Consider the following 19,436-nt stretch of genomic DNA (forward strand, 5'->3'; position numbering starts at 1 on the left):
CGGCTGACCTGCCCGTTCCCGCGAGACCTTGCCAACGAGTCATCAGATGTTTATGGTTATACCTGGCTGGTTGCCCAAACGTTTGTGCAACCTGATCACCCGACGTGCAAGGAGGCACAGGTGAGGACGGTCGAACACTCCGTCGCGGTGGAGCAACCCGCACTGACCCGGCAGATCACCACCCGCCGGCAGTCCCTGGCCTTCCGCTGGCGGAAGAGCCTCCGCCGGCACTGGCAGCTGTATCTGCTGATCATCCCGCCGCTGCTCTACTTCGTGGTGTTCAAGTACGTTCCGATGTCCAACATCGTGATCGCCTTCAAGAACTACAGCGTGGTCAAGGGGATCTGGGACAGCCCCTGGATCGGACTGAAGAACTTCGAACTCTTCTTCCGGAACCCGATCTTCTGGACCTTGATCAAGAACACTCTGCTGCTCTCCGGGTACGCGATCCTGGCCGGCTTCCCACTCCCCCTGCTGCTGGCGCTGATGCTCAACGAGGTCCGGCACCGCTGGTTCCGCAAGACCGTGCAACTGGTCACCTACGCGCCGTACTTCATCTCCACCGTGGTGATCGTCTCGATGCTCATTCTGCTGACCGCGCCGAGGCTGGGGCTGGTCACCAAGGCCTTCGGGTTCTTCGGCGTCGACGCACCGGACCTGCTCGGCGACCCGAACTATTTCCGCCACATCTATGTGTGGTCCGACGTCTGGCAGACCGCAGGGTACGCGGCCGTGATCTATCTCGCCGCGCTGTCCGCGGTGGATCCGGCGCTCTACGAGTCGGCCCGAGTCGACGGTGCTTCGCGACTGCGCCGGATCTGGCACGTCGACCTGCCGAGCATCATGCCGACGGCGATGATCATCCTGATCCTGAGTGTCGGCAGCATCATGGCGGTCGGCTTCGAGAAGGCCTTCCTGATGCAGAATCCGCTGAATCTGTCCGAGTCGGAGATCATCGCGACCTACGTCTACAAGACCGGGCTGCTCAACGCCGACTTCGGAATCGCGACCGCGGTCGGCCTGTTCAACTCGTTGATCAATCTGGCCCTGCTCCTCGTCGTCAACGCCGTCGCGCGGCGGCTCAGCGGCAGCGGGCTGTGGTGACGCCATGAACACCACCATGACCATCGCCGAGGAACGGCTTCGGCGGGAACCGCGGCGGATCAAGGAATCCCGGGTCGACTTCGTCTTCCTGATCGCCATCTACATCCTGCTCGGCGTCGCCGTCATAGCCGTCGTGGCACCACTGCTGCACATCCTCAGCAGTTCCTTCTCCAGCCCTGAGGCGGTGTCCTCCGGACAGGTCTTCCTGTCGCCGGTGGACTTCTCCCTCGCCGGTTACCAGGCCGTCCTGTCGAACCCGCAGATCCTGACCGGCTACGGGAACTCGCTGTTCTACACCGTTGCCGGCACTGTGATCAGCACCGGCCTGACCATCGCCATCGCCTACCCGTTGTCCCGGAAGGGATTCATGGGGCGCAACGTGATCATGGTCCTGGTCATGTTCACCATGTTGTTCAGCGGCGGCCTGATCCCCACCTATCTGGTGGTCCAGGAGCTGGGCATGCTGAACACCCGGTGGTCGCTGCTGATCCCGAACGCGATCGCGGTCTGGCAGGTGATCATCGCCCGGACCTACTTCCGCTCGGCCATCCCCGACGAGCTCACCGAGGCCGCCGAGCTGGACGGCTGCGGTGACCTACGGTTCCTCTGGTCGGTCGTGCTGCCGCTCTCCAAGCCGATGATCGCCGTGGTCGCCCTGATGTACGCGATCGCCCAGTGGAACTCCTACTTCGACGCCCTGATCTACCTCAAGGACGCCGATCTGTACCCACTCCAACTCGTACTCCGCAACATCTTGATCTTGAACACGCAGGCCACGATCGCCGACCCGGCGCTGCAGCTGGAACGGCAACGGCTCGCCGACCTGCTCAAGTACTCACTGATCGTCGTCGCCAGCATCCCCGTCCTGCTGATCTATCCCTTCGTCGCGAGGCACTTCACCAAGGGTGTCCTCGTCGGCGCGATCAAGGGCTGACCCCAACACGCAAAGGAGCGTCATGTCTCGTTCACAGGTCCGATCACTACTCGGTCTCGCCCTGGCTGCCTGCCTCGCCCTGGCCGGCGTGGCCTGCACTCCGAACCAACCGGAGCAGCAGGAGGAGGTCGGCGGCACAGCCGACATCTCGGTGTTCTCTCCGCAGCTCGCGGACAGCAACCTTGCCGCCAATCCCTTCACCAAGGCGATGGAGAAGAAGTTCGACATCAAGTTCACCTGGCAGACCACCACCTACGACGCCGGCCCGGCGGCCGAGAAGCGCCAGATCGCCCTGGCCAGCGGTGACTATCCCGATCTGTTCCTGCTCATTCCCTGGGTGGATCAGTTCAAGTCGGCGGAGTTGATGAAGCTCGGCCAGCAGGGTGTCGCGCTGCCGCTCAACGACCTGATCGCCGAGCACGCGCCGAACATCCAGAAGGCGCTCGACACGCTGCCCGACTTCAAGGCGATGTCGGTGGCGCCCGACGGCAACATCTACGGGCTGCCGCAGTGGGTCGACTGCTATCACTGCAGCTATCAGGCCAAGCTGTGGATGAACTCGGCCTGGCTGAAGAAGCTCGGGCTGAAACAGCCGACCACGACCGAGGAGATGCGGGAGACTCTCCGCGCCTTCAAGACCAAGGATCCGAACGGGAACGGGAAGGCGGACGAGGTCCCGATCACCGCCTCGTTGCAGGACGCCCTGATCCCGTACTTCATGAACTCGTTCATCTACGACCCGCAGGGCACCAGCGGGAACAACCGCGGAACCCTGGTGCTCAACAACGGCCGCGTTGATGATCAAGCCAACAAGGAGGACTGGCGCGAGGGTCTGCGCTACATCAAGTCGCTCTACGACGAGGGCTTGATCGACAAGGGCGCGTTCACCCAGAACGGGGAGGCCCTGCTGCGGATCGGCGACCACGCCGGCGAGCCCATTCTCGGCTCGGCCACCGTGCTGCACCTGGCCCAGGCCGTGAGTCTCGACCAGAAGGACGAACGGGACAAGGACTACGACGCCGTGCCGCCCGTGACCGGGCCGGCCGGAATGGCCCACGCCGCGTACAACTTCCCGTCGGCGCCGGGCGCGACCTTCGTCCTGACCAACAAGGCAACGAAGACCGATCAGGTGGCCGCGATCAAGCTGCTCGACTACATCTTCACCACCGAGGGCCACCTGGAGGGCCATATCGGGAAGAAGGGTGTCGCCTGGGTCGATCCCGGTCCCAAGGACAAGGCTCTCGACCCCAATCTGAAGCCGCTCTTCAAGCAGACGGGCACCGAGGAGGAGACCGGCTGGGGCGCGATCGCGCAATACAACAACACCAAGCAATTCCGCGACGCCCTGGCGGTCCCGGAGGACATCTACGACTCCGCTGGCTTCGAGCGCCGGTTGTGGGAGGCGACCAAGCTGTACGAGGGCAAGGAGGACCAGGCCGCGATCTTCCCGTACTGGGGCGTGTGGGTGGATCCGGCGGACGCCAGTGAGATGGCGACGCTGCAGACCAACATCGAGAACTACGTCGCCCAGAATTCGCTGCAGTTCATCACCGGCTCCAAGAACCTCGACACCGACTGGGATGCCTACGTCAAGGGCTTCGAGGGTCTCGGTCTGCCGCGCTATCTGGAGCTGCTCCAGACGGCCTACGACAAGTCCAGCGTCAAACGTTGAAAGGGATTCCCACCATGCCGGCACCTGTTCTGAGCGGACCCTTCGAGCCGACTCTCGATTCGCTCCGACAATTCACCTGCCCGGATTGGTTTCGCGACGCCAAGTTCGGCATCTGGTCCCACTGGGGACCGCAATCCGTGCCGATGTACGGCGACTGGTACGCGCGGAACCTGTACATCGAGGGTTCCGATCAGTATCGCTACCACCTTCGCCGCTACGGGCACCCGTCGAAGGTGGGCTACAAGGACATCGCGGCTCAGTGGGAGGCGGAACGATTCGAGCCCGAGGCGTTGATGGACCTGTTCGTGGCGGCCGGTGCCAAGTACTTCGTCGGGCAGGCCATGCACCATGACAACTTCTTCAACTACGACTCCGCGATCCACCCCTGGAACTCGGCCCGGGTCGGGCCGAAGAAGGACATCACGCAGCTCTGGAAGGATGCCGCCACGAGCCACGGGCTGCCGTTCGGCCTGACCGAACACCTGGGAGCGACCTTCAGCTGGTGGAAGGTCAACAAGGGCAGCGACCGGAAGGGACCGTTCGCCGGAATTCCCTACGACGGCACGGATCCGGCATCGTCGGAGATCTATCTCGACAACCACGAGCACTACCAAGATCAGGATTTCTCCCTCGATCCCTGGTACACGCCGAATCCCGGCTGGCACCAGCACTGGCTCGAGATCATGATCGAGGTCATCGACCGCTATCAGCCGGACCTGCTCTACTCGGACGGTCCGCTGCCGTTCGGCGAGCACGGCTACCGGGCCGGGCTCAGCGCGGTCGCCCATCTCTACAACAGCAGCGCCGCCCGGCACGACGGAGCGAACCAGGCCGTCTACACGCAGAAGGACCGGCGTCCGGAGATCTACGGCGTCGGCGTCCTGGACGTCGAACGCAGCCAGGAGCCCGAGATCAAGCCCGATGCCTGGCAGACCGACACCTCGGTCGGCGACTGGTTCTACAACGTCCGGGACGTCTACAAGACACCGACGCACGTGATCGAGATGTTGATCGACATCGTCGCCAAGAACGGCAACCTGTTGCTGAACATCCCGCAGCGACCCGACGGGACCGTGGACGACGAATGCCTGCACCTCCTTGATCAACTCGGCCGCTGGCTCCAGGTGTGTGGGGAGGGCATCTACGGCACCCGCCCGTTCCGGGTGTCCGGGGAGGGGCCGAGCAGCGTCCGCATCGAGGGATTCACCGAGGAGGCGGTCCCCTGGACGAGCCGCGACTTCCGGTTCACCACCAAGGGCAACACCCTGTACGCCTTCCAGCTGCGCCGGCCCGATGATCACCGGGCGGTGATCCAGAGCCTCGATGCGGACGATCGGATCACGGGCGTCCGGCTGCTCGGAGCGGGACCGGTCGAGTTCGCCGTCGCCGAGGGCATCCTGGTGGTCAGGCTGCCGGAGCGGCTGCCCCACGACGGGCCGGCCTGCCTCGCCATCGAGTACGCGGGCCCGCCGCGATGAGATGATGCGCGGGACCGGATGGGAGGGACTGCGAGAGATGGTGCGCCTGCGCGATATCGCCGAACGGGCGGGCGTGTCGATCGGCCAGGTGTCGCGGATCCTGAACAACGACCCGAACGCTCGCGCGGCCGCCGCGACCAAGGACACGGTGCTCCGGGTGGCCGCCGAACTCGGCTACCAGCCGAACGTCGTCGCCCGGGCCTTGCGCGCCGCGAAGTCCGACACCATCGGCGTGCTGGTGCCCGACATCACCAACCCGCTGTTCTCGGGACTGTTGGAGGGAATCGAGGAGGAAGCGGAACGGCGCGGCTACACCGTGCTGCTGGGCCGGTCCGAGCAGGTGCGCAGCAGCGGCCAACTGGCCCGGATGATCGAACGCGGCCGGGTCGACGGCTTCATCCTCCAGGCCACCGACGACACCAGCCTGGATGCGCTGTCCCGGCTGGTCAGCCACGTGCCGTCCGTGCTGGTGCACGGACGGCTCGACGGCCGGCCCGGCAGCGTAATGATGGACGACGCCGGCGCGGCCCGGCTGGCGACCGAAACCCTGATCTCCCGTGGGCACCGCCGGATCGCTCTGGTCGGTGGACTGCCGGACATGATCACCGCACGGCGCCGGGAGGACGGCTATCTGGCCGCTCTGCGGGGCCACCGCCTTCCCGTTGATCAAGGACTGATCACGCATCTCGGCTACGCCCTGGATTCTTCGGCGGCGGCCCTCGCGCTGCTGGTTTCGGGCACGGCGGAGCCTCCCACCGCCGTCGTCGTGGCCAACGTCAACGCGGCCATCGGGCTGCTCACCGCAGCACAGGAGCGCGGCATCCGCGTCCCCGACGACCTGAGCGTGATCACCATTCACGACTCCTGGATCTGTGATCACAGCTCGCCGCCGCTGACCGCCCTGCGGATGCCGGTCGAGGCGATGGGCCGAGCCGCGGTACGGCTGCTGCACGAACGCCTGGCCGGTGGCCAGCCGGCCGACCTGGACGTCACCGACCCACCGGCCCGGCTGATCGAGCGCAAGTCCGTACGCGCCCTCGGCTGACCCGAACCTCCGTTGCCCCGAACAGCCGCAACCGAGATTCGGGCCAAGGCTTGAGTTCAAGACAACTTGAAGTTGCAGGCTGGTCGACATGGACAGCTACGACGACCTGGACCGCCTGCTCGGGTTGATGACCGGAGACGAGAAGCACGGACCGAGTGCGACGTCGACCCTCGACGTCCTCTGGGTGCTGTACGACCGCGTCCTCAACGTCACGCCGCGGACCGCGGACCGCCCCGACCGGGACAGATTCCTGCTGTCCAAGGGACATGGGCCGATGGCTTACTACGCGGTGCTGGCGGCGAAGGGCTTCATCGACGAGAAGACGCTGCCGACGTTCGGCGGGTACGACTCGCCGCTCGGGCACCATCCGGACCGGCTGCTGGTCCCCGGCGTGGAGATCTCCAGCGGGTCGCTCGGCCACGGGTTGCCGATCGCGGTCGGGCTCGCGCTCGGCCTGCGGGCCCGGCCGCCGAGCACGAGCCGGCGGCCGCGGGTGATCACGCTGGTCGGTGATGCCGAGTTCGACGAGGGGTCCAACAGCGAGGCCGTCGTCTACGCCGGCGCGGTCGGGCTGGCCGACCTGACCGTCGTCGTGGTGGACAACCACTCCTCCAGCCACGGCTGGCGCGGCGGCATCGCCGGCCGGTTCGCCGCCGAGGGCTGGCGTACCCACGAGGTGTCCGGCCGTGATCATGAAGCACTGGCCGCCGCCTTCGCCGGCACCGCACCGGACCGGCCCACCGTTGTCGTCGCCGACGTCGAACCGAAGGGATGATCATGACCAGCACCACCTCGACCGCACCGCGCACCGCCAGTTACGCGGCGAACCTGCGGGACCAGTTCGTGATCACCGCGAGCGAGTTGATCAGGACCGATCCGCAGGTGGCCGTCGTGCTGGCCGAGATCACCGCGGCCCAGTTCGGGCCGGTCGCCGCGGATCATCCCGAGCGGGTGATCAACGTCGGGATCCGTGAGCAGCTCCTGGTCAGCGCCGGCGCCGGCCTCGCGCTGGCCGGGCTGAAGCCGATCGTGCACAGCTTCGGTGCCTTCGTGATCGAGCGGGCCTGGGAGCAGGTCAAGCTCGACTTCGGGCACCAGGATGTCGGCGGCGTGCTGGTCGGCGCGTACGGCTCGTACGACTGGCCGGCCGGCGGCCGGACCCACCAGGCGCCCGGCGACGTCGCCCTGCTGGACACGCTGCGGGACTGGACGATCCAGGTGCCGGGCCATCCGGCCGAGCTGGACCGGCAGCTGCGCCGGGCCGTCCGCGGCACCGGCCGGACCTACCTCCGGGTCGGCGACGGGCAGAATCCGGAGCCGTACCTCGAGGACGGGCTGATCCCGATCCGGCGCGGCCGGCGCGGCACGGTCGTCGCCGTCGGCCCGACGCTGCACAAGACGTTGGCGGCCGTCGCCGACCTCGACGTCACCGTGCTCTACGCCTCGACCGTGCGGCCGTTCGACGGCACCACGCTGCGCCGTACCCTCGCCGCGCCGAACGTGATCATGGTCGAGCCGTACCTGGCCGGGACCTCCGCCGCGGAGGTCGCCCGGGTGCTGGCCGACCTGCCGCACCGGCAGCTCGGGCTCGGTGTCGGCGACCCGGACTCGCACCGGTACGGCGAACCGGAGGACCATGATCGACTGCACGGACTGGACCCGGCCGGGATCCGTGCCTCGATCAGCCGGTTCCTCGAACCGGCGTAGGGATTCCGGCCGACGGCTGCGGGCCGCGGGTCAGGGCCGGTCGATCCGGTAGAGGTGGTGCAGTGGCGGGTCGGCCGGGTTGTCCGGTTCAAGATCACCGGAACCGATCCGGGTCAGGCCCGCCCTCTCCAGGGCCCGCCAGGACGGGCGATTCCCGGCGACCACGGGCACGATGATCGCCGTTGCGTCCGGATGATCGATCCAGGTTCGCTGCACCAGCGTCATGATCATCTTGGTGCCGAGGCCGCGACCGGTCAGCTCGGGTTCGCCGATCAGGTAGTCGATCGTGACGGCCGACGGAGGTACGTCGAGGTAGGCCTGCAGTTCGATCCGGTAGTCGGGGTAGTCGTCCAGCCGGGACCGCTGGGCCAGACCGAACGGCCGGTCGCCGAGCAGCGCGATCAGGTCCTCCCCCGGCTCCTCGCCCCGCACCCCCGGCCCGAAGTCACGCTCCAGGCCGGCCGGGGTCGGGTCGTGGTTCCACCACCGAGCGACGTACGGCTGCGCGAGCCAGCGGCCGAGCAGCGGGAAGTCGTCGCGGGTCAACCGCCGGAACGTGATCTCGGGTTCCGCACCGTCCATCCCCGAAGGCTAAGCCGAACGGTGCCGGCCGGGCCGCCAAGGGTCAGCGGAGCGGGTCGAAGGGGCGCAGGGCTTCCGGGGCGGTGCCGGTGGCGATCTGGTCGGCCAGCAGCCGGCCGGTGGCCGGGCCGAGGACGATCCCCCACATGCCGTGGCCGCCGGCCACGTAGACGCCGGGCAGCCGGGTGGCGCCGACCAGCGGCAGGCCGTCGGTGGTGACCGGGCGCGAGCCGACCCACTCGTCGGTCCGCCGGTCCAGGTCGAGGCCGGGCAGCAGGTCCCGGACCGAGTTCACGATGGCCTCGATCCGGCGCGGCTGCAGCGGCTCGTCCGGCCCCCGGAACTCCATCGTGCCGGCGATCCGGAACCGGCCCTGGTACGGCGTGCAGGCGACCCGCCGGGCCGGGAAGTAGACCGGATGATCAATCTCGCCCTCGACGGTGAAGGAGTAGCCGCGCCCCGCCTGGACGGGGGTCCGGACGCCGAGCGGCCGGGCGAGTTCGGGCAGCCAGGCACCGGTGGCCAGCACCGCGACGTCGGCCGCCTCGGTCCGGCCGTTGCCGAGATCCACCCGGACGCCGCCACCCGGCACCTGCTCCACGTCCCGCACCGCCTCGCCGGTGATGATCTTGGCGCCGCGGTCGCGGACCGCGTCGGCCAGGCTCTCCACGAACGGGCCGGGCTCGATGATCCGCTGCCCGCCGAGCGCGTACGCGTACGGAAGGTCCGACACCTGCGGCACCAGTTCCTGCGCGCTGCCGAGGCGGCGCAGCGGCACCTGCTGCCCGGCCGCCTCGACGCCGGCCAGCTCGTGCCGGAAGGCGCGGGCCTGCCGCACCGATTCGAAGCCGACCAAGAAGTCGACCTCGCGGGACCGGGCCGCGACGCCACCGGCCTTCAGTTCGTCGTACGCGTCCAGGGCGAGCCGGTCGATCGGGGTCAGATCGGCCATCGTCCGGCGCCAGGTCCGCGTGGTCGCGTGCCCGATGAACCGGAGCAGGAACTGCCACAGCCGCGGCTGCAGCCGGACCGGGATGTGCAGCGCCGCGTTCGGGTCGAGCAGCGCCCGCGGCGCGTACGTCCACAGGCTCGGTTCGGCCAGCGGCATCGCCAGCCCGGGCGTCAGCCAGCCGGCGTTGCCCCAGGAGGAGCCGGCGGCGACCCCGGACCGGTCGATCACGGTGACGTCGATGCCGCGTCGTTGCAGGTGCCAGGCGGTGGCGAGGCCGACCATCCCGGCGCCGATCACCAGTGCGGTCCGCGGCCTCGAAGCGTGAGTGTTCACGCGGCGATCGTGGCCATCCCTTCGCCCGATCGCAATGACTTCCGAATATTGTTCGGTACGACAGCGCCAGCCGCGACGAATCGTCCGCGGCGGTTCCACGAGGAGGCTTCGTGCCGAACGACCGACAACCGGCCCGGCTGGACCGGATCGACGAGCAGATCCTGGCCGAGCTGCGTGCCGACGCGCGGCTGCCGATCAAGCTCATCGCCGACCGGGTCGGGATCGCCCCGTCGACCGCCCACGCCCGGCTGCACCGGCTGCTCGAGACCGGGGTGATCAGCGGCTTCCGTACCGAGATCAACCATGCCGCCGCCGGTCGCGGTCTGCAGGCGATGATCTCGATCAGGCTGAAGGCGAACGCCCGCGGCGATCTGACCACGTTCGGCCGCTACCTGGTCTCACTGCCGGAGGTGGAACGGGTCTACTTCGTCACCGGTGATCAGGACTTCCTGGCCCACGTCGCGGTGTCCGACTCCGAACAGTTGCGCACGCTGGTCGCCAGCACGCTGAGCACCCGGCCGGAGATCGCCAGCACCAACACGAGCGTGATCTTCGACTCGCTCGACCCGTACCACTGATCGATCAGTCGGAAGCCAGCGCGGCCGGTTCGTCGGCGCGGGTGAGCCGGAAGACCACGTACGGGATCCGGTGCGAACCCCGGGTGATCGAACGCTGGGTGGCGATCGCTCGCTGCAGCCGGTGCTCGGTGATCAACTCCAGCAGGTCGGCAAGATCATCGCGCATCTCCGTGTGCAGCAGCACCCGGCCGCCCTCGGCCAGATGATCATCGAGCCCGCCGAAGAACCCGGTCAGGGTCCGCGCGTCCGCCTCGGCCACGTCGATGATGATCACGTCGAACCGGCCCTCGACGGCGTCGAAGCCGTCGCTGCGCAGGACGGTGATCCGTTCCGCGACCCGGTTCCGGACCGCGTTGCTGCGGGCCGCGGCCACCGCCCGCGGCACCAGGTCGACCGCGACGACGACCGGCGACCGGCGGGCGGCAAGCACCGCGTTGACCCCGCTGCCGGTGCCGTAGTCGAGCACCCGGTCGGTCTCGGTGACCTCGTCCAGCACGGCCGAGGCGAGCAGGTCGGAGACCCTGGTGATCGGCCGCACTCCGGGCGGCACGACGATCCGCACGTCCAGCTGGACGAAGATCGACTCCGTCGACTCCTCCGGCGGCTCCCCCGACATCGCCGTCACACCCCTGGTTCGGCGGCCGGCGGTTCGGCCTCGAGCGGACTGGACAGGACGACCACCGAGTGGGCCTCGACCGGGTGCGTCGACCCGGTCGGCCAGACCGGTGCCGCGTCCGGCTCGGCGAGCCCGCTGCTGCTGTCCAGCCGGACCGTCCACTCCGACCCGTACTCCGCGCCGGGGAGGACGAAGTCCATCGGTTCCGAATGGGCGTTGAACAGCAGCAGGAAGCGGTCGTCGGTGACCGGACGGCCCATCGTGTCCGGCTCCGGGATCGCGTCGCCGTTGAGGAACACCATCAGGCTGCGCGCGAAGCCGGCGTTCCAGTCCGCGTCGTCCATCGGGTGCCCGTCCGGCTTCAGCCAGCTGATCTCGCCCGGCTCACCGCCGCCCGCCGCGCCGGCGCTGCCGGCCAGGAACCGCCGCCGCCGGAACACCGGATGTGCCTTGCGCAGGGCGATCAGCCCGGCCGTGAAGTCGAGCAGGCCACGCTGCTCGTCGGTCAGCGCCCAGTCGATCCAGGAGACCGGGTTGTCCTGGGCGTACACGTTGTTGTTCCCGCCCTGGCTGCGGCCCAGTTCGTCGCCGTGCGCGATCATCGGCACGCCCTGGCTGAGCAGCAGCGTGGTGAGGAAGTTGCGCTGCTGCCGTACCCGCAGCTGGTTGATCGCCGGATCGTCGGTCTCGCCCTCGACCCCGCAGTTCCAGGACCGGTTGTGGCTCTCGCCGTCCCGGCCGTCCTCGCCGTTGGCCGCGTTGTGCTTCTCGTTGTACGACACCAGATCCCGCAGGGTGAAGCCGTCGTGCGCGGTGATGAAGTTGATCGACGCGGTGGGCCGCCGGTCGGAGTGGTTGTAGAGATCACTCGACCCGGTCAGCCGGGAGGCGAACTCGGCCATCGTCGCCGGCTGGCCGCGCCAGAAGTCGCGCACGGTGTCACGGTACTTTCCGTTCCACTCCGACCACAACGACGGGAAGTTGCCGACCTGGTAGCCGCCGTCGCCGAGGTCCCACGGCTCGGCGATCAACTTCACCTGGGAGATCACCGGGTCCTGCTGGATGATGTCGAAGAAGGCCGACAGCTTGTCCACCTCGTGGAACTGCCGGGCCAGCGTCGCCGCAAGGTCGAACCGGAACCCGTCGACGTGCATCTCGAGCACCCAGTAGCGCAGCGAGTCCATGATCAACTGCAGCACGTGCGGGCTGCGCATGAGCAGGCTGTTGCCGGTGCCGGTGGTGTCGTAGTAGCGCGCCTTGTCGTCGGCGAGCCGGTAGTAGGCGGCGTTGTCGATGCCGCGGAAGCCGATCGTCGGGCCGCGCTCGTTCCCTTCCGCGGTGTGGTTGTAGACCACGTCCAAGATCACTTCGATGCCGGCGTCGTGCAGCGACCGGACCATGTTCTTGAACTCGCCGACCTGCTGGCCGCGCTGGCCGGTGCTGGCGTACGCGTTGTGCGGGGCCAGGAAGCCGATCGTGTTGTAGCCCCAGTAGTTGGACAGCCCGCGCTCGACCAGGTGGCTGTCGTTGACGAACTGGTGCACCGGCATCAGTTCCAGCGCGTTCACGCCGAGCTTCTGCAGGTGCTCGATGGTGGCCGGATGGCCGACGCCGGCGTAGGTGCCGCGGATCGCCTCCGGCACGTCCGGATGGGTCATGGTGAGGCCGCGGACGTGCGCCTCGTACAAGATCGTTTCGTGGTACGGCAGCGCCGGCGGCCGGTCGTGTCCCCAGTCGAAGTAGGGGTTGATCACCACCGAGAGCATCGTGTGGCCGAGCGAGTCGTCGCCGTTGAACTGCGCCGGGTCCGCGAACCGGTAGGAGTAGAGCGACGGGTCGCCGTCCGGCTGCCCCTCGATCGCCTTCGCGTACGGGTCCAGCAGCAGCTTGGCCGGGTTGCAGCGGTGCCCCTGCGCCGGGTCGTACGGTCCGTACACCCGGTAGCCGTAGCGCTGGCCGGGCTCGATCCCGGGCAGGTAGACGTGCCAGATCGCGCCGTCGACCTCGGTGATCTCGACCCGGGTCTCGGCGCCGGCGTCGTCGATCAGGCAGAGCTCGACCCGGTCAGCGATCTCGGAGAAGACGGAGAAGCTGACCCCACTGCCGTCGTAGGTCGCCCCCAGCGGATACGGCTGTCCCGGCCACGTCTCCATCCACGTCCTCTCGCCCGACCTCCGGTCCCGGCACCGGCAGGCGACGGGGCGCCCATTCTCCCGGCTGGCGGCCGATCGTGCACGGCCGGGTCGGCGGCGCCGGACAGTGCCGAACGCGCGCTGAGCCTGTCGAAGGGCCGAGCCGGATCAGGCCTTGCCCCCTTCGACAGGCTCAGGACATGCTTCGACAGGCTCAGGGAACGTGTGCCTACCCCCTGGTCAGAGGCTGTTCCAGAACCCGCAGCGGTGCTCCCGGTGCAGGTCGACCGGCCGGATCCCGCCGGCGCCCGGAGCGAGCGCCTGGACCCGGGTGTCGCCCGGCCGCAGCCTCGACCAGGCCGGCAGCCCGGGCCGGCTCGGATCGCCGGTGCGGGCGAAGGCGGTCCAGTAGTCGATCATCCGGTCCGACAGCCGGCGCTGCTGCGCGGTCAGCGGCTGGCCGGCGTAGGCACCGGAGAAGAGGTACTGCAGCTCGCCGGCGTGGAAGGCGCCGGTCGGGAAGTCCGGCGCTTCCGTACCGCCGAGCCAGGGAGCGGTCCGGTCCGCGAACTCGAAGGCGTAGGTGGGGCCGCGGCGGGCCAGCAGGTCGTTGGTCTGCGCGGCCGGGCAGGCCCAGGCCCAGTCGGTCAGCACGGTGGACAGCGCCGCGCCGGTGGAACCGTCGTAGTCGGACAGCGGATACTCGCGCAGCACCCGGTCGGTCTGCCCGGCGTCCAGGCCGAGGAACTGGCCCAGCACCGGCCCGTACGCCTGCGGCGGCACCGGCCCGCCGGTCATCAGTTCCATCCCGACCTGGAACGTCACGTGCTCGTCGCGGGTGGTCCCGTGCAGCACCGGGACGTCCGCGGCGCGGCCGGCGGCGAGCAGCCGGGCCGGGTCCTCCGGGATCACCGGGTTGCCGCCGAAGGACGGGCCGTGGCCGTGTTCGCCGGCGTCGGCGGCGAGGAGTTCGGCGACCGACTTCGACCGCAGGCAGGTCCCCGCGGTCGCCGGATCGGCACAGCCGGCCTTCTCCGCGACGGCCAGCGCGATCTCCTCGGCCTCGGCCCGCGGCTTCGCCCGCCAGGTGTCGCCGTACGGCCAGTTCAGGGTGCACGGGCCGCTCTGCATGATCACCCGCTCGAACAGCCCGCGGGAGCCGGGCGCGGTGAGGTGGGTGCAGCTGACCTGGGCGCCGGCCGACTCACCGAAGATCGTCACGTTGCCCGGGTCGCCGCCGAACGCGGCGGCGTTCCGGCGGACCCAGCGCAGCGCCGCCTGCTGGTCCTCGACACCGAGGTTGCCCGCGTCCTGCCCGGAACCGGCCAGGGCCGGGTGAGCCAGGAAGCCGGACACGTTGAGCCGGTAGTTGAGCGTGACCACCATCACGTCCCCGCGCCGGGCCAGCTTTTCGGCGCCGTAGATCGATCCGGATCCCCACTGGAACCCGCCGCCGTGCAGCCAGACCATCACCGGCACCGGCCGCCGGGCGGACGCGTGCCGCGGGGTCGTCACGTTCAGGTAGAGGCAGTCCTCGGCGTCGCTCGGCGGGTCGCCGATGAAGTCGCCGGCCTGGGCGCAGGCGGCACCCGGCCGGGACGCGTCCCGCAGGCCCGCCCAGTCGGCCGCCGGTTCGGGGGTACGCCAGCGCCGCTCGCCGACCGGCGGCGCCGCGTACGGGATGCCCTGGTAGACCGCGACGCCGGCCTCGGACGTGCCTCTGACCAGGCCGTTCTCCGTCCTGGCCACGGCTTTCGGGCCGGCCGGGGCGGCGGCCGATGGGGCGATCAGGCCGGCCAGGGTGAGCAGGGTCGCGGCGATCACGAGGACCGCGCGGATGACGGGTTTCATGGGGTTCTCCTCCGGGCTGAGCGGGACGGCTTCATCGTCGCCGCGCGGGCCGGGCCGTCGACAACCGGCGATCCCCCGGATCGGTGCTGGGGATCGCCCCACCGCCGCTGTCGGTGGCGTCGGCGAGGATGGGCCTGTGCGAGCTGAGGCCTCCGTGTTGCATCTCGACCTGGATGCGTTCTTCGCCTCGGTCGAGCAGCGCGACAAACCGTCGCTGCGTGGCAAGCCGGTGATCGTCGGCGGCACCGGCCAGCGCGGCGTCGTGTCGACCGCCTCCTACGAGGCCCGGCGGTACGGGGTGCGCTCGGCCATGCCCACCCACGAGGCCCGCCGGCGCTGCCCGCACGCGGCCTTCCTGTCCGGCCGGTTCGACGCGTACCGCGACGCCAGCCGGCGGGTGATGGACCTGCTGCACCGGCTGTCGCCGCTGGTCGAGCCACTGTCGCTGGACGAGGCGTTCGTCGACCTGGCCGCCACGGAGCCGCCGGTCGGCCTGGACCGGCCCGCGCTGGTCGATCTGGTCGGAGCGGTCAAGGCCGAACTGGCCGAGGTCACCGGCGGCCTGACCTGCTCGGTCGGCATCGCCAGCTCCAAGTTCATGGCGAAGGTGGCGACCGAACTGAGCAAGCCGGACGGACTGTTCATCGTCGAGCCGGGCAGCGAGGTCGAACTGCTCCGGCCGATGCAGGTGACGGTGATCCCCGGCGTCGGGCCGGTGACCGCCGAGAAGCTGCGCCGGATCGGCGTCAGCACCGTCGCCGACCTGCAGTCGATCCCGCCCGACGAGCTGGTCCGCGAACTCGGCCGGGCCCACGGCCAGGGTCTGCTGGCGCTGGCGTACGCCCGGGACGACCGGGCCGTCGAACCGGAACGGGAGGCGAAGTCGATCTCGGTCGAGGACACCTTCGCCACCGACCTGGTCGACCATGATCGACTCGGCGAGGTCCTGGACGGCCATGCGGCCCAGGTGGGCCGCCGGCTCCGCGCGGCCGGCCTGTTCGCCCGTACGGTGACGATCAAGGTCCGGCAGCACGACTTCGCCACGAACACCCGGGCCCGGACCCTGTCCGGCGCCACCGACCGGACCGAGACGATCACCGCGGTCGCCCGCACCCTGCTGGCCCAGATCGACACCAGCAATGGGATCCGGCTGCTCGGCGTCGGCGTGGCCGGCCTCACCGACGTGGTCCAGGAGGACCTGTTCGGCGAGGACGCCGAGCCCCTCCCGGAACCGCAGCCGGCCGATGATCATGACTCCGCGCAGCCGTCGGCACCGGACACCGCCGGGGCCCGGCCGCGGCACGGCACCGGCTGGCACCCGGGCCGGGACGTGCACCACGATGATCATGGAGCGGGCTGGGTCTGGGGTGCCGGACTGGGCCGGGTGACGGTCCGGTTCGAGACCCGGGACACGCCGCCGGGCCCGGTCCGGACCTTCGCCGTCGACGACCCCGCCCTGCACCCCGGCGGAGCGCCCGGCGGCCAGGTCACAGCGCGATAGCGATTCCGGTCCGGTTGGGACGGACGTCGAAAACATCCAGCGGATTGCCCTAGGGTTCACCCATGGCCGATCATGCGACACGGCTGCTCGGGGCAGCCGATCATCCTCGCCCCACGGCTGCGGGAACCCCGTCGGCTCGTGCGCCCCGGCGCCGTCGCCCGTCCGGGTCCTGCTGAGATGTGGGTCGGCTCGATCGAGTTCGACCTGCTCCTCGGTGAGGTCGGGTCGCTGAAGGAGAAGCGCTCCCTGGTCCGGCCGCTGATCGCGGAGCTCCGGCGTACCTATCAGCTCAGTGTCGCGGAGGTCGGCCACCTCGACCTGCACCGCCGCACGGGCATCGGAATCGCCGCCGCGTCCGGGGATCATGCCCATCTCATCCAGATCCTGGACGCCGTCGAGCGCAGCGTCGCGGCACGCCCGGAGTCGGAGCTGCTGTCCGCTCGCCGGATCATCCGGAACACCGACGACTGACCGATCTCGGCGCGGGAAGCTTGCGGACCAGCCCGTAGGTGCGACAGTCTCACCCCTGGACCGAGTAGGACCCGAGTAGAATGAGCCCCACACGGAAAGAAGGCTTTGCGGTCAGCTATGAAGCTCTCTTTTTGTACGACCTGCATGGGCAGGGCGCACCATCTCAAGGAGACCCTGCCCAAAAACCTGCGGGACAGCGTCGACTGGTCACGTCCGAATGACGTCGAATTCGTCGTCCTGGACTACAGCTCGCCGGACGACCTGGCCGAATGGATCACCACGGACGAGCGGCTGAAGCCGTACCGCGACGCCGGGATCCTGAAGTTCGCCCGCTGCGAGGGTCAGACGTACTTCCGCCACTCGCACGCCAAGAACATGGCCCATTCGCTGGCCAGCGGCGACGTCGTCTGCAACGTCGACGCGGACAACTTCGTCGGGTTCGGCTTCGCCCAGTACCTGCGGGCGGTCTTCGGCCGGCGGCCCAACTCGGTCGTGGCGTCGAACCGGCTCGACTACCGGCTCAACGCCGGCGTGCACAAGGGCTGCATGGGGCGGATCGCGCTGTCCAAGGAAAACTTCATCATGCTCGGCGGCTACGACGAGAGCGACCGGTTCCGGGGCTGGTCGGGCGAGGACTCCGACCTGGTGATCCGGGCGGTCCGCAAGTTCCTCCGGCCGGTGATGCTGCGGGATCGCCGGTTCCTGCGCGTGCTGCAGCACAGCGACCTGGAGCGGATCAAGCACACCGACTACGCCGACACCGAGGACGAGCTGGCCAAGATCGAGTCGCTGGACGGCTCGAACATGCGGCCGATCCTGCGTTACGTCGTCGACCGCGCCGTCGCGCCGCGGGTGGCCAACCGCGGCCGCCCGATCGGCGCCGGCTCCGTGGCCTGGTACAGCGACCTCCGCCGCTCCGCCTGACCCGCGGGGTCAGTGGGTCGGGAAGCCGAGGTTGACCTGGGTCTCGGAGGGGTCGGGCCAGCGAGTGGTGACGACCTTGCGGCGGGTGTAGAAGTTGAAGCTCTCCGGGCCGTAGATGTGGGTGTCGCCGAACAGGGACCGCTTCCAGCCGCCGAACGAGAACGTACCCACCGGCACCGGGATCGGTACGTTGACGCCGACCATGCCGACCTCGACGTCGAACTCGAACGAGCGGGCCGTCTTGCCGTCCCGGGTGAAGATCGCCACCCCGTTGGCGTACTCGCACTCGTTGACCAGCCGCACCGCGTCGTCGTAGCTGTCCACCCGGACCACCGAGAGCACCGGGCCGAAGATCTCCTCGTCGTACACCTTCATGCCCGGCTTGACCTGGTCGATCAGGCTGACGCCGAGGAAGAAGCCGTCGCCGTCGAACTGCTGCTCCCGCCCGTCGACCACCACGGTCGCGCCCTCCGCGGACGCTCCGGCGACATAGGAGGCGACCCGGTCCCGGGCCTGCTCGGTGATCAGCGGGCCCATCTCCGAGGCCGGGTCGGTCCCGTCGCCGATCTGGAGCTTGGCGATCCGCTCGGCGACCAGGTCGATCAGCGGGTCCGCGACGTCGCCGACCGTGACCAGCACCGAGACGGCCATGCAGCGTTCGCCGGCCGAGCCGTACGCGGCGGACACGGCGGCGTCGGCGGCGGCCGGCAGGTCGGCGTCGGGCATCACCACCATGTGGTTCTTCGCCCCGCCGAGCGCCTGGACCCGCTTGCCGGACTCCGCGGCCCGGCGATAGATCGACTCGGCGATCGGGGTCGAGCCGACGAAACTGACGGCGGCGATCCCGGGATGATCGAGGATCGCGCCCACGGTCTCGGCGTCGCCGTTGATCACGTTCAGCACGCCGGGCGGCAGGCCGGCCTCGGCGAACCGCTCGGCGATCCACAGCGCCGCCGACGGGTCGCGCTCGCTCGGCTTCAAGATCACCGTGTTGCCGCAGGCGATCGCGCCGGTGATCATCCACAGCGGCACCATGGCCGGGAAGTTGAACGGGGTCACGCAGGCGACCACGCCGACCGGCTGCCGGACCTGGTGGACGTCGACACCGCGGGACACCTGGGCGGCGTACTCGCCCTTCAGCAGGTGCGGCAGGCCGGCGCAGAAGTCCACGTTCTCCAGGCCGCGGCTGATCTCGCCGGCCGCGTCGCCGAGCACCTTGCCGTGCTCCGCGGTGATGATCGCCGCCAGCTCGTCGCCACGTTCCTTGATCAACTGCCGGAGCCGGAACATCACCTCGGCGCGGCGGGCCAGCGGCGTCTCGCGCCAGCCGGGCAGGGCCGCGGCGGCCACCTCGACCGCGGCGCCCAGCTCGGCCGCGTCGGCCAGGGCGACCTCGCCGGTCTGTTGTCCGGTCGCCGGATTGAACACCGGCCCGACCCGGTCCCCACCCGTGATGATCTTGCCGTCGAGAAAATGTCCGATCCGCTTACCCATGGCCCCAGCCTAAGGCCCGGAACCAGGGTCGGCGCGGCCCCGTTCGCCGGATTGGTCGGCGC

Annotated in this window: 17 protein-coding genes; 11 read left to right on the plus strand and 6 right to left on the minus strand. The window is 69.3% G+C overall.

Annotation, left to right across the window (positions count from 1 at the left end):
* The first annotated feature begins 120 nt into the window (after positions 1-120).
* From ACFQU4_RS11535 to ACFQU4_RS11565, 7 genes are all read left to right on the plus strand, one after another.
* Positions 121-1,104 carry an ABC transporter permease gene (locus ACFQU4_RS11535; protein WP_377491339.1) on the plus strand — a complete coding sequence of 328 codons (984 nt, stop codon included), beginning with the start codon at positions 121-123 and terminating at the stop codon, positions 1,102-1,104.
* A 4-nt stretch (positions 1,105-1,108) separates the two neighbouring features.
* The gene (locus ACFQU4_RS11540; RefSeq protein ID WP_377491342.1) at positions 1,109-2,038 is read left to right on the plus strand and encodes a carbohydrate ABC transporter permease; all 930 of its coding nucleotides are present in this window, start codon (positions 1,109-1,111) and stop codon (positions 2,036-2,038) included.
* Between the two features lie 22 nt (positions 2,039-2,060).
* Positions 2,061-3,710 carry an ABC transporter substrate-binding protein gene (locus ACFQU4_RS11545; RefSeq protein ID WP_377491345.1) on the plus strand — a complete coding sequence of 550 codons (1,650 nt, stop codon included), beginning with the start codon at positions 2,061-2,063 and terminating at the stop codon, positions 3,708-3,710.
* A 14-nt stretch (positions 3,711-3,724) separates the two neighbouring features.
* Positions 3,725-5,188: an alpha-L-fucosidase gene (locus ACFQU4_RS11550; RefSeq protein ID WP_377491348.1), complete on the plus strand. Its 1,464-nt coding sequence runs from the start codon at positions 3,725-3,727 to the stop codon at positions 5,186-5,188.
* Positions 5,189-5,225: 37 nt separating this feature from the next.
* Complete coding sequence (locus ACFQU4_RS11555; RefSeq protein WP_377491351.1) at positions 5,226-6,233, plus strand: LacI family DNA-binding transcriptional regulator; 1,008 nt, start codon at positions 5,226-5,228, stop codon at positions 6,231-6,233.
* 88 nt (positions 6,234-6,321) lie between these two features.
* Positions 6,322-7,008 (plus strand): thiamine pyrophosphate-dependent enzyme, encoded by a 687-nt coding sequence (locus ACFQU4_RS11560; RefSeq protein WP_377491354.1) that lies wholly within the window; start codon positions 6,322-6,324, stop codon positions 7,006-7,008.
* Positions 7,009-7,010: 2 nt separating this feature from the next.
* A complete protein-coding gene (locus ACFQU4_RS11565) occupies positions 7,011-7,940 on the plus strand; it encodes a transketolase family protein (RefSeq protein WP_377491357.1) in 930 nt (309 codons plus the stop codon).
* A 30-nt stretch (positions 7,941-7,970) separates the two neighbouring features.
* On the opposite strand, the gene ACFQU4_RS11570 is transcribed toward ACFQU4_RS11565, so the two are convergent.
* Positions 7,971-8,522: a GNAT family N-acetyltransferase gene (locus ACFQU4_RS11570; protein ID WP_377491360.1), complete on the minus strand. Its 552-nt coding sequence runs from the start codon at positions 8,520-8,522 to the stop codon at positions 7,971-7,973.
* A gap of 43 nt (positions 8,523-8,565) precedes the next feature.
* Positions 8,566-9,807 carry an NAD(P)/FAD-dependent oxidoreductase gene (locus tag ACFQU4_RS11575; RefSeq protein WP_377491363.1) on the minus strand — a complete coding sequence of 414 codons (1,242 nt, stop codon included), beginning with the start codon at positions 9,805-9,807 and terminating at the stop codon, positions 8,566-8,568.
* Between the two features lie 110 nt (positions 9,808-9,917).
* On the opposite strand from ACFQU4_RS11575, the gene ACFQU4_RS11580 reads away from it, so the two are divergent.
* The gene (locus ACFQU4_RS11580) at positions 9,918-10,385 is read left to right on the plus strand and encodes an Lrp/AsnC family transcriptional regulator (protein ID WP_377491366.1); all 468 of its coding nucleotides are present in this window, start codon (positions 9,918-9,920) and stop codon (positions 10,383-10,385) included.
* 4 nt (positions 10,386-10,389) lie between these two features.
* Here ACFQU4_RS11580 and ACFQU4_RS11585 read toward each other — a convergent pair whose 3' ends face one another.
* The 3 genes from ACFQU4_RS11585 to ACFQU4_RS11595 form a co-directional block, all read right to left on the minus strand.
* The gene (locus tag ACFQU4_RS11585) at positions 10,390-11,001 is read right to left on the minus strand and encodes a 50S ribosomal protein L11 methyltransferase (RefSeq protein WP_377491369.1); all 612 of its coding nucleotides are present in this window, start codon (positions 10,999-11,001) and stop codon (positions 10,390-10,392) included.
* Between the two features lie 5 nt (positions 11,002-11,006).
* Positions 11,007-13,154 carry a glycogen debranching protein GlgX gene (gene glgX / locus ACFQU4_RS11590; RefSeq protein ID WP_377491372.1) on the minus strand — a complete coding sequence of 716 codons (2,148 nt, stop codon included), beginning with the start codon at positions 13,152-13,154 and terminating at the stop codon, positions 11,007-11,009.
* Between the two features lie 219 nt (positions 13,155-13,373).
* Positions 13,374-14,984, minus strand: a complete 1,611-nt coding sequence (locus ACFQU4_RS11595; protein WP_377491375.1) for a carboxylesterase/lipase family protein — start codon at positions 14,982-14,984, stop codon at positions 13,374-13,376.
* A 136-nt stretch (positions 14,985-15,120) separates the two neighbouring features.
* Between ACFQU4_RS11595 and ACFQU4_RS11600 the strand changes: the two genes are divergently transcribed.
* From ACFQU4_RS11600 to ACFQU4_RS11610, 3 genes are all read left to right on the plus strand, one after another.
* Entirely contained in the window at positions 15,121-16,485 is a 1,365-nt protein-coding gene (locus ACFQU4_RS11600; RefSeq protein ID WP_377491378.1) for a DNA polymerase IV, read from the plus strand.
* Positions 16,486-16,662: 177 nt separating this feature from the next.
* Entirely contained in the window at positions 16,663-16,956 is a 294-nt protein-coding gene (locus tag ACFQU4_RS11605; RefSeq protein ID WP_377491380.1) for a DUF503 domain-containing protein, read from the plus strand.
* Between the two features lie 144 nt (positions 16,957-17,100).
* Positions 17,101-17,880, plus strand: coding sequence for a glycosyltransferase family A protein (locus tag ACFQU4_RS11610; protein ID WP_377491382.1), 780 nt, complete (start codon positions 17,101-17,103; stop codon positions 17,878-17,880).
* Between the two features lie 9 nt (positions 17,881-17,889).
* Here the strand turns inward: ACFQU4_RS11610 and ACFQU4_RS11615 are convergent, their stop codons facing one another.
* Positions 17,890-19,374, minus strand: coding sequence for a CoA-acylating methylmalonate-semialdehyde dehydrogenase (locus ACFQU4_RS11615; protein WP_377491384.1), 1,485 nt, complete (start codon positions 19,372-19,374; stop codon positions 17,890-17,892).
* Positions 19,375-19,436 lie beyond the last annotated feature (62 nt).

This window comes from Microlunatus sp. GCM10028923 (assembly GCF_042666975.1).
GTDB lineage: Bacteria > Actinomycetota > Actinomycetes > Propionibacteriales > Propionibacteriaceae > Microlunatus.

Bases quoted from the DNA above. Each gene is read 5' to 3' on its own strand.
- ACFQU4_RS11540 (WP_377491342.1), top strand. From the start codon at position 1,109: ATGAACACCACCATGACCATCGCCGAGGAACGGCTTCGGCGGGAACCG.
- ACFQU4_RS11545 (WP_377491345.1), top strand. From the start codon at position 2,061: ATGTCTCGTTCACAGGTCCGATCACTACTCGGTCTCGCCCTGGCTGCC.
- ACFQU4_RS11550 (WP_377491348.1), top strand. From the start codon at position 3,725: ATGCCGGCACCTGTTCTGAGCGGACCCTTCGAGCCGACTCTCGATTCG.
- ACFQU4_RS11555 (WP_377491351.1), top strand. From the start codon at position 5,226: ATGGTGCGCCTGCGCGATATCGCCGAACGGGCGGGCGTGTCGATCGGC.
- ACFQU4_RS11560 (WP_377491354.1), top strand. From the start codon at position 6,322: ATGGACAGCTACGACGACCTGGACCGCCTGCTCGGGTTGATGACCGGA.
- ACFQU4_RS11565 (WP_377491357.1), top strand. From the start codon at position 7,011: ATGACCAGCACCACCTCGACCGCACCGCGCACCGCCAGTTACGCGGCG.
- ACFQU4_RS11570 (WP_377491360.1), bottom strand. From the start codon at position 8,522: ATGGACGGTGCGGAACCCGAGATCACGTTCCGGCGGTTGACCCGCGAC.
- ACFQU4_RS11585 (WP_377491369.1), bottom strand. From the start codon at position 11,001: ATGTCGGGGGAGCCGCCGGAGGAGTCGACGGAGTCGATCTTCGTCCAG.
- glgX (WP_377491372.1), bottom strand. From the start codon at position 13,154: ATGGAGACGTGGCCGGGACAGCCGTATCCGCTGGGGGCGACCTACGAC.
- ACFQU4_RS11595 (WP_377491375.1), bottom strand. From the start codon at position 14,984: ATGAAACCCGTCATCCGCGCGGTCCTCGTGATCGCCGCGACCCTGCTC.
- ACFQU4_RS11605 (WP_377491380.1), top strand. From the start codon at position 16,663: ATGTGGGTCGGCTCGATCGAGTTCGACCTGCTCCTCGGTGAGGTCGGG.
- ACFQU4_RS11610 (WP_377491382.1), top strand. From the start codon at position 17,101: ATGGGCAGGGCGCACCATCTCAAGGAGACCCTGCCCAAAAACCTGCGG.
- ACFQU4_RS11615 (WP_377491384.1), bottom strand. From the start codon at position 19,374: ATGGGTAAGCGGATCGGACATTTTCTCGACGGCAAGATCATCACGGGT.